The 9,131-nt window shown below is 64.3% G+C and carries 10 protein-coding genes; 4 read left to right on the top strand and 6 right to left on the bottom strand.

Going from position 1 to position 9,131, the window contains the following annotated elements; genetic code table 11:
- The coding region (locus tag MTR66_RS06805; protein WP_243919039.1) for a PD-(D/E)XK nuclease family protein at positions 1 to 507 on the top strand (507 nt) is incomplete at its 5' end.
- Positions 508 to 585: 78 nt separating this feature from the next.
- The gene (gene trxA, locus MTR66_RS06800) at positions 586 to 909 is read left to right on the top strand and encodes a thioredoxin (protein ID WP_243919037.1); all 324 of its coding nucleotides are present in this window, start codon (positions 586 to 588) and stop codon (positions 907 to 909) included.
- Positions 910 to 1,140: 231 nt separating this feature from the next.
- Here trxA and MTR66_RS06795 read toward each other — a convergent pair whose 3' ends face one another.
- From MTR66_RS06795 to MTR66_RS06770, 6 genes are read right to left on the bottom strand one after another with little or no spacing between them, the layout of a single operon-like run.
- Positions 1,141 to 1,515 carry a nuclear transport factor 2 family protein gene (locus tag MTR66_RS06795; RefSeq protein WP_243919034.1) on the bottom strand — a complete coding sequence of 125 codons (375 nt, stop codon included), beginning with the start codon at positions 1,513 to 1,515 and terminating at the stop codon, positions 1,141 to 1,143.
- Positions 1,516 to 1,554: 39 nt separating this feature from the next.
- Complete coding sequence (locus MTR66_RS06790; protein ID WP_243919032.1) at positions 1,555 to 2,085, bottom strand: AAA family ATPase; 531 nt, start codon at positions 2,083 to 2,085, stop codon at positions 1,555 to 1,557.
- A gap of 6 nt (positions 2,086 to 2,091) precedes the next feature.
- On the bottom strand, positions 2,092 to 2,901 hold the full coding sequence (locus MTR66_RS06785; protein WP_243919030.1) for an inositol monophosphatase family protein: 810 nt from the start codon (positions 2,899 to 2,901) through the stop codon (positions 2,092 to 2,094).
- A complete protein-coding gene (locus MTR66_RS06780) occupies positions 2,898 to 3,521 on the bottom strand; it encodes a glutathione S-transferase family protein (protein WP_243919028.1) in 624 nt (207 codons plus the stop codon). The genes MTR66_RS06785 and MTR66_RS06780 overlap by 4 nt, the downstream gene beginning before the upstream one ends.
- Positions 3,521 to 4,747: a bifunctional glutamate N-acetyltransferase/amino-acid acetyltransferase ArgJ gene (argJ, locus tag MTR66_RS06775; RefSeq protein ID WP_243919023.1), complete on the bottom strand. Its 1,227-nt coding sequence runs from the start codon at positions 4,745 to 4,747 to the stop codon at positions 3,521 to 3,523. The genes MTR66_RS06780 and argJ overlap by 1 nt, the downstream gene beginning before the upstream one ends.
- Positions 4,748 to 4,778: 31 nt before the next feature.
- Complete coding sequence (locus MTR66_RS06770; RefSeq protein WP_243919021.1) at positions 4,779 to 5,843, bottom strand: acyltransferase family protein; 1,065 nt, start codon at positions 5,841 to 5,843, stop codon at positions 4,779 to 4,781.
- A gap of 60 nt (positions 5,844 to 5,903) precedes the next feature.
- Between MTR66_RS06770 and MTR66_RS06765 the strand changes: the two genes are divergently transcribed.
- Together MTR66_RS06765 and secA are read left to right on the top strand one after the other, a co-directional pair.
- On the top strand, positions 5,904 to 6,230 hold the full coding sequence (locus tag MTR66_RS06765) for a hypothetical protein (RefSeq protein WP_243919019.1): 327 nt from the start codon (positions 5,904 to 5,906) through the stop codon (positions 6,228 to 6,230).
- Between the two features lie 115 nt (positions 6,231 to 6,345).
- Positions 6,346 to 9,084 (top strand): preprotein translocase subunit SecA, encoded by a 2,739-nt coding sequence (gene secA, locus MTR66_RS06760; RefSeq protein ID WP_243919017.1) that lies wholly within the window; start codon positions 6,346 to 6,348, stop codon positions 9,082 to 9,084.
- The last annotated feature ends 47 nt before the right edge of the window (positions 9,085 to 9,131 follow it).

The raw sequence follows: 9,131 nt of genomic DNA, 5'->3' as shown, positions 1-9,131 counted from the left end.
GCCCGGCGCGGCACGCTGGTGCACAAGCTGCTGGAGCGCCTGCCCGACGTGGGCATGGCCTCACGCGAAGACAGCGGCCGCGCCTGGCTGGCCCGGAACGCCGCCGATCTGCCCGAGGCGGAGCGCGACGCCATGCTGGCCACGGCGCTCGACGTTCTGGCGAACCCGGACTGGGCGCCGCTTTTCGCGCCGGGCAGTCTGGCCGAGGTTCCCGTGGCGGCCGTCGTCGGCGGGCAAGTGGTGGCAGGTACGATCGACCGGCTGGTGGTCGAGCCCGGCCGCGTGCGGCTGATCGATTACAAGACCGCGCGCCGCCCGCCCGAAGCGCTCGATCAGGTGCCGCGCGGCGTGCTGCGGCAGATGGGCGCCTATGCCGCCGCGCTCGAAACCACCTTTCCGGGCCGCACGGTGGAAGTGGCGCTGCTCTACACCACCGCGCCGCGCCTGATCACCGTCCCCCCGGAAGTTCTCGCCGCGCACAAGCCGGATTTGCCCCCCGGCGAGTAAAGCTTTCGCGTTCAGCCGTTGCGCCGCGCGGTTTCGTCTCTAGATTATCCTCAAATTCGCATTTTCAGGAGCTGTCCGATGTCCACCATTGCCGTCACCGATGCCAATTTCGAGGAAGAAGTCCTCAAGTCCGACAAGCCCGTGCTCGTCGATTTCTGGGCGGACTGGTGCGGCCCGTGCAAGATGATCGGCCCGGCTCTGGAGGAAATCTCCGAGGAACTGGCCGATCAGGTGACCATCGCCAAGATGGACATCATGGCCAACAGCGACACCCCGATGCAGTTCGGCGTGAAGTCGATCCCTTACCTCGTGCTGTTCAAGAACGGCGAGAAGGTGGCCGACAAGCTCGGCGCCGCGCCCAAGAGCGCGCTCAAGGGCTGGATCGAAGGCGCGATCGCCTGAATTCATGCGGCCATCCCGGCCAACAGAGCCCCTCTCGCCGGAAGGCGGGAGGGGTTTTCGTTTGGCGGGGATGGCCGGTGATGGTCGGGAGGTATGGAGTGCCTCGATCGCACTACCCTGGTTCGTCATTGCGAGGCCCGAAAGGCCGCGGCAATCCAGAGCAGGCGTAAACCGCCCTGGATTGCTTCGCTTCGCTCGCAATGACGAGCAGTTCTTTGAAGGCGATCCAACCTAACGTGCCCCGAGGCTGGAGCAGTGCCCGGCCAGAACGCGCCACCCGTTCGCGCTTTCCCGCCACACGCGGGTATAGGCAAAGGTTCCCGAGACGGCATCGCCGCCGAACGTGGCTTCGAGTTCGGCCTTCGTGGTGGCAATCACGATCTCGCCAAGGGGATGAATGCGGCTGTCGAAGAGGTCGAGCCGCTGAATCCGAAAGGCGCCGCTGCGGTGGGCTTCGAGATCTTCGGCCTTTGTCATGACGTTCCCCATCGGCCCGGTGAAAACCAGATCGTCGTCGATCAGATCGTCCAGCGCCTCCACGTCTCCCGCGATCATCGCAGCGCGAAGCCGCTCTTCGCAGTTCATGACGTCACCGGTTCGCGGCATTGTGCGTGTCCTTTCTTCCTATGCTGCGAAAGGCACGCTTCAATCGCGGGCCAGCGTGTCGAGCACGAAATCGGCCCGTTCGGCGACGCTCGCTTTGGGCAGCAGGCAGATATCGTAACCGAGGTGGTCATAGGCGCTTAGCAACCGCTCGTATTCGGCGATGGCCTCCTTCAGGCCATGCTGGCGGTCGTCGTCTGTCTCATAGATTTCCGGCCAGGGCGGGGCCATGAACATCCGCCGGTTATAGCGTTCGCTGGCGTGGTCCTGCAGCACGGGGCGGCCCGAGGCATGTTCCAGCGCGGCGGCGGCATCGATCAGGCCGCGGTCGAAGAATATCCAGCCCGGCAGCGATGCGGCCTCGGCCCGGTCGCGCAGGGCCATGGCCATGGCCCGTTCGGCAAAGGCTTCGATATCTACCCACGGCAGTGCTTGTCCCGAGCCCTGAAGCTCTTCGGCAATGATACGGCGCCCGGGCTCTTCCACCACCGCATGTCCACGCCGCCGCAATTCCGCCAGCAGAGTGGACTTGCCCCCGCCCGAACATCCGGAGATGGCGACGAAACGGTGCATGGCCCGTTATCCCAGCATCGCCAGCCGTTCGGCCAGATCGTCGAACAGCGCCTTCGACGACGCCCCGATCATTCCGCGCCGTTCGAACTGGTCCACCCGATAAGGCGAGCCGTCCGGCCGCGCGCAGAAACCGCCTGCTTCGTTGAGGAACAGCGCGCCTGCCGCATGGTCCCAGGGCAGGGTGCGTTCGAAGACCGAGAGGTCGTTGGTCCCCAGCACCAGCCGGGGGTATTGCTCGGCGGCGCAGCGCGGGATGTCGACGAGGCGGTAGTGCGGGGCGATGTGCTCGCGGATCTGTTCGCGGCGGGCCTGTTCGAGGAAGACCAGCGATATTGCGGCCACCGGCTGCGCCTCGCCGCTGGGCCTGGCCGTGGCGCGTTCGCCGTCGATCCAGGCGCCGGTGCCTTTGCCTGCGTGGCAGAAGCGGCCAGTGAGACAATCGAGAATCCAGCCGCCCAGCGTCTCGCCCTTGTCCGCCAGCGCCACGAGCAGGCCGAAAGGCGGCTTTCCGGCGGCGAAATTGTTGGTGCCGTCGAGCGGATCGACGATCCAGCACAGGCGGTCCCTGAGCCGGTCCATCACGCTCGCGTCGGCGAACGTCGCTTCCTCGCCCACCACGGCGGCTTCGGGCAGCAGGGCGGAGAGGCGCTCGGTCAGCAGGGCTTCGCTGTCCTTGTCGGCCACGGTCACGACGTCGTCGGGCGCCTTGGCGTCGATCTCGGCGCTGGAGAGGGTCTGGTAGCGCGGCAGGATCGCCCGCTCGCTCGCCTCGCGCATGATCGTCTCGACCGAACGGGTGAGTTCCGGCGTGATCATGTGAGCGGGATCATCACGTGCTGCGCGAAGCCGGGACGCTCCTTGATCCGCGCGTACCAGTCGGAAATCGCGGGGAATTCGGGCTTGTCGAACGGCAGGCTGAACCAGGTGTAGGCATAGACGCCCATCGGGATATCGCCGATTCCGAACTGCCCGCCCGAAAGCCAGGGCTTTTCGCCCAGGTAGCGTTCCATCACGGCGAGGTGGCGGGCACTGGCGGCCATATTCTGTTCGATGGCGGCCATGTCCCATTCCTCGCGCGGGGTGCGGGCGAAGCTGAGGAACGGCACGCGCTGGGTGTCGGCATACGTCATCTGCCAGTCCATCCAGCGATCGCCCAGCGCGCGGTCGATGGGATCGGCGGGGAACCAGCGCTCGCCGCCGTACTCGGCGGCCATGTAGCGCAGGATCGTGTTCGATTCCCACAGCGTGACCTTGCCGTCCTCGATCATCGGGATCAGGCAGTTGGGGTTCTTGGCGAGATATTCCTCGGTGAACCCGAACGAACCGCCGATATCGCGGCGTTCATAGGCTAGGCCCAGTTCTTCCGCGAACCACGCCACTTTCTTGACGTTGTGCGAGTTCGGGCGGCCCCAGAGAAGGAAAAAGGGAGAGGTCATCAGCTTCTGTAATCCGCGTTGATAGAGATATATCCGTGGGTGAGATCGCAGGTCCACACCGTGGCGCTGCCCTCGCCAAGGCCGAGGTCGACCTCAATCGTCACATCCTGCCCCTTGAGGTGTGCGGCCACCGGTGCCTCGTCGTAATCGGCGAGCGGCAGGCCTTCGTGCGCCGCCCAGACGCCGCCGAAACCGATCGAGAGCTTGTCGCGGTCCGCCGGTTCGCCCGCCTTGCCCACGGCCATGACCACGCGGCCCCAGTTGGCATCTTCGCCCGCGATGGCGGTCTTCACCAGCGGCGAATTGGCAATCGCCATGCCGACCTTGCGCGCGCTCTCGTCCGAGGCGGCGCCAGTGACAGTCACGGCAATGAACTTCTGCGCGCCTTCGCCATCGCGCACCACGAGGTGAGCGAGCTGGCGGCACACGTCATGGATGGCAGCGGCAAAGGCATCGGCGCCCGGGCTTGCGAACGAGGCGAGGGGGGCATTGCCCGCCTTGCCGGTGGCGAAAGCAAGCACGGTATCGCTGGTAGAGGTATCAGAATCCACCGTGATGCACGAGAACGAGCGCAGATTCGCGGCGGAAAGGCACTCCTGCAGGAAGGCCGGTTCCACGGCGGCATCGGTAAAGATGTAGCCGAGCATCGTTGCCATATCGGGCGCGATCATGCCCGAGCCTTTGATGATGGCGCTGATCGTTACCTTGGTATCGCCCACCATCGCCGTGGCCGTGGCGCCCTTGGCAAAAGTATCGGTGGTGGCGATGGTCCGGGCGGCCTCTTCCCACGAGCACGGCTCGGCGCTCAGGGCTTTTTCTATGCCTGCGCGCGCCTTGTCCTTGGGCAGCGGCACGCCGATTACGCCGGTGGAGGAGACGAAGACCTCTTCCTGCGCGCAGCCGAGGTGTGTGGCGACCTGATCCATGATCTGTTCCACCGCCTCGCGCCCGCGATAGCCGGTAAAGGCATTGGCATTGCCCGCGTTCACCACCAGCGCGCGCGCCCGGCCGCGCTTCACGTTTGCGCGCCCGATTTCGACTTCGCTGGAGCAGCACACGTTCTTTGTGAACACGCCCGCGACGATAGTGCCTTCATCAAGCGTGACATAAGTGAGGTCGCTGCGGCCCCAGTCCTTGTACCCGGCGCGCACCGCATGCGGAGTGACGCCCGCGATCGAGGGCAGGCCGGGGAAGGGCTTGGCGAGCGGAGAGACGGGATGAGTCATGAATTCGCGCGTAGCGCATGCCTGTGACAGGTCAAGTGACGGCACGCTCCCTCGCGCGGCGCGACCGGGACAGAGCGTCTCGTATCCGGCCCAACTGCATGCGGATGAGCGCGTCGTACCGCGCGATCAGCGCCGATAGTAGCAGCGCTGTGATCAGACCGGCCAGCCCCATGGCGAGGGTCTCGCCAATAGCGCGAAACGCGAGGATCACCGGAACGTGAATGCCGTAGAGCGGGAACGACAGCGTTCCAAGATATTCCAAAGGCCGCTTCATCCCGGCTGGCGGCCGGGCGGCGATGACGATTCGGAACAGTGGCGGATAGACGAGGATGACAAGGATCGCATCTCCCATCCCCCGGCTCAGCGGCAGCAGCGGCAGGGCGCAAGTGGCAAGGACGGGAAGCGCCAGCGCCAGCCACCATGGGGCAAGGGCCGGAGGCGGGCCTTGCAGCCAGCGGCGGGCGAACCAGCATCCCATGGTATAGGACCAGCCGATCCGCAGCGCCGCCAGCCACCAGGTGCTGCCCACGGCGCCGAAATCGCAGGCGTCATGCGCTGTCACGGCGGCGGCCAGAGCACTACCGCATGCGAGCGCCAGAAGCAGCAGTCCGCGATCGTTCAGCCTCTTCAGCAGCAGTCCGTGCAACGCGTTGGCCACCAGTTCCCAGAACAGTGACCATTGCGGGCCGTTCAGCGGAAAGATGGGCGCGCCCGAAGTGTTGGGAAAGGGAACCATCAGCAAGGCGAACACGGTGAGTATGCCGATCTGCCCGAGAGGAGCGTTCATCGCGAAGACAAGCGCGCCGAGCGTGGTACCGATAGCCATGACGGGCCAGAACCGGGCGAACCGCCTGCGCAGGAACGCGGCCGTTGCCAGAGTGGCGCGCAGGCGTGGCTCCGCGGAAAGGGTGAGCACGAAGCCGCTCAGCAGAAAGAAGAGATCCACCAGCAGGTAGGTGCGGTTGAAGAAGGGCACCTGGGCCCGCATGGCCGGTATATGGAACAGCACGACCCCGACGGCGGCGAGCATCCGCAAGCCGTCCAGCAGCGGCAGTCGTACAGGCTGCCCTTGTGTGGAGGAGGGGGGCGATTCCATCCCGCATGCGTGGCAGATCGGGGTTAATTCCACACCAACGCCGCCGGTTTTCCCGCTCGCGTGCGCAACACGGTGGACTATTGGGCGCGCAGGACTTATCTGCCCCCCATGGCCAACCGCCTGATCCTGACCCTGCTTGCCATGCTGACCGGTCTTGCTGCGCAAATCGGCCCGGCCGAGGCGCGTGCGTCGCAGGTTGCCAGCATGCAGGTTGCCGTGCTGGGCGAGGCTGCCGCGGCCAAGGCGCTGCGCGCGCCGGTGGCACTGGCGCGCTTGCCCGAACCGGGCTGGCGGAACGTCCGGCGGCATGCACCTGCCCTGACCGCTGCGCCCGTTGGCCTTGCCGTTCCAGCGGTCCTGACCGGGATAGACTGCGCCCGCGAATAGCGGCTCGCACATACCGACTCTCGCTTTTTCGCGATTTATTTCTGACGCGCCCGCGCTGATCGCAGGCGTGCATCCAGGCACATTACACAGTTTTCCAGAACAGGGATTTCCGGCCATGCTCGGCGCCATCGTCAAAACCATTTTCGGCTCGTCCAACGACCGTTACGTCAAATCGCTCGACAAAGTCGTGCAGCAGATCAACGCTTTCGAATCCACGCTGGAAGCGATGAGCGACGAGGAACTGGGGGCGCAGACCGTCAAGTTCCGCGAGCAGCTGGCTGCCGGATCGACGCTCGACCAGATTCTGCCCGAGGCTTTCGCCACCGTGCGTGAAGCTTCGAAACGCGTGTTCGGCATGCGCCATTTTGACGTGCAGATGATCGGCGGCATCGTCCTGCACCGCGGCGAAATCGCCGAGATGCGCACGGGTGAGGGCAAGACGCTGGTCGCCACGACCGCGACTTATCTCAACGCGCTCGAAGGCAAGGGCGTGCATGTCATCACGGTCAACGACTACCTTGCCAGCCGCGATGCCGAGCACATGGGGCGCCTGCACAACTTCCTTGGCCTGACCGTCGGCGTGATCGTGCCGAACCTCGATGAGTTCGATCGCCGCGAGGCCTATGCTGCCGATATCACTTACGGTACGAACAACGAATTCGGCTTCGACTACCTGCGCGACAACATGAAGCACGAGCGCAGCCAGATGGTGCAGCGTCCCTTCAACTTCGCGATCGTCGACGAAGTGGACTCGATCCTGATCGACGAGGCGCGCACCCCGCTCATCATCTCCGGCCCGACGGACGACAAGTCCGAACTGTACATCGCGGTCGATGCGATCGTGAAACAGCTCGCGGAAGAAGACTACGAGACGGACGAGAAGGCCAAGAGCATTACCCTGACCGAGGATGGCGTCGAAAAGGCCGAACGTATCCTCGAAGCCGAAGGGCTGCTGGTCGGCTCGAACCTCTATGACGTCGAGAACACGCAGGTCGTCCATCACCTCGATCAGGCGCTGAAAGCCGTGGTCATGTTCAAGCGCGATACCGACTACGTAGTGAAGGACGGCAAGGTCGTCATTATCGACGAGTTTACCGGCCGCATGATGGACGGCCGCCGCTGGTCCAACGGGCTGCACCAGGCGGTGGAAGCCAAGGAAGGCGTGAAGATCGAGCCGGAGAACCAGACGCTCGCCTCGATCACCTTCCAGAACTACTTCCGCATGTACCCCAAGCTTTCGGGCATGACCGGCACCGCTGCCACCGAGGCGGCGGAATTCTACGACATCTACAAGATGAACGTGGTCACGATCCCGACCAACCTGCCGATCATGCGCGTCGACGAGGAGGACGAGTTCTACAAGAACACGCTCGACAAGTTCGCTGCCATCGCCAAGCTGATCCGCGAGAAGAACGAGAAGGGCCAGCCGGTCCTCGTCGGCACCGTCTCGATCGAGAAGTCCGAGCTGCTCTCGGACTTCCTCAACAAGGAAGGCGTGAAGCACTCGGTGCTCAATGCCCGCTTCCACGAGATGGAAGCGCATATCGTGGCGCAGGCGGGCCGTCTGGGCGGCGTGACGGTCGCCACCAACATGGCAGGGCGCGGCACCGACATTCAGCTGGGCGGCAATATTGATTTCCGCGTCGAGGACGAGCTCAAGGACATGCCTGAGGGGCCTGAGCGCGAGGAAGCCATTGCCCGCATCAAGATGGAAATCGCCGAAGAAAAACAGAAGGTGCTCGATGCGGGCGGCCTGTGTGTGATCGGCACCGAGCGGCACGAAAGCCGCCGTATCGACAACCAGTTGCGCGGCCGTTCGGGCCGTCAGGGCGATCCGGGCCTGTCCAAGTTCTATCTCTGCCTGGAGGATGACCTGCTGCGCATCTTCGGGCCGGACACGCTGTTTTCCAAGATGATGAACAGCAACCTGGCGGATGGCGAAGCGATCGGCTCCAAGTGGCTGTCCAAGGCTATCGAGACCGCGCAGAAGAAGGTTGAGGCGCGTAACTACGAAGTGCGTAAGCAGGTTGTCGAATACGACGACGTGATGAACGATCAGCGCAAGGTCATCTACGAGCAGCGCGCCGACATCATGGATGCCGAAGCGGTGGACGATGTTGTTGTCGAAATGCGGCACGATACGATCAACGCCCTGGTGGCCGATACTTGTCCGCAGGGCTCATATCCCGAGCACTGGAACGTCGAGGGGCTGAAGCAGCGTGTGAAGGACGATCTGGCGCTCGACATTCCGGTCGAGGAATGGGTGGACGAGCCCGGAATCGAACCGGAAGTGGTGGAAGAGCGCATTACCGAACTGGCCGATGCCCACATGGCGGCCAAGATGGCGAACGACGATCCGGCAATCTGGCGCCAGGTCGAAAAGTCGATCCTGCTCGACCGTCTGGATCACTACTGGAAGGAACACTTGGCCACGCTCGACGCATTGCGCCAGGTGGTGTTCCTGCGCGCTTATGCGCAGCGCACGCCGATCAACGAGTACAAGCAGGAAGCTTTCGGTCTGTTCGAACGCATGCTCGACACTATCCGCGAGGACGTGACGCGCATTCTGGCCGTAAGCGAATTGCGCATTCCCGAACCGCAGGGCCTGCCCGATCTGCCCGACTTCCTGACCGGCCACATCGATCCGCTGACCGGGTTCGACGATTCGAACGACGGTGACGGATCGGCGGCACAGGCGGCGCTCTTCGGCTCGCTGGCGGGCAGTCCGCAGGCCCCGGCCAGCCCTGGCGGCACGGGCGAGAATCCCTATGCGGACCTGACGATCAGCCGCAATGCGCCGTGCCCATGCGGCTCGGGCAACAAGTACAAGCATTGCCATGGCGCGCTGGTGTAAAATCCGGCGTCCTGTCGTCCGGCCAGGGCCGTACCGGCAATAATGGA

It is taken from the genome of Novosphingobium beihaiense (assembly GCF_022832375.1).
Classification (GTDB): Bacteria; Pseudomonadota; Alphaproteobacteria; order Sphingomonadales; family Sphingomonadaceae; genus Novosphingobium; species Novosphingobium beihaiensis.
The sequence above is the reverse complement of the archived record's forward strand: the minus strand, read 5'-3'. Positions and strand labels throughout refer to the sequence as shown.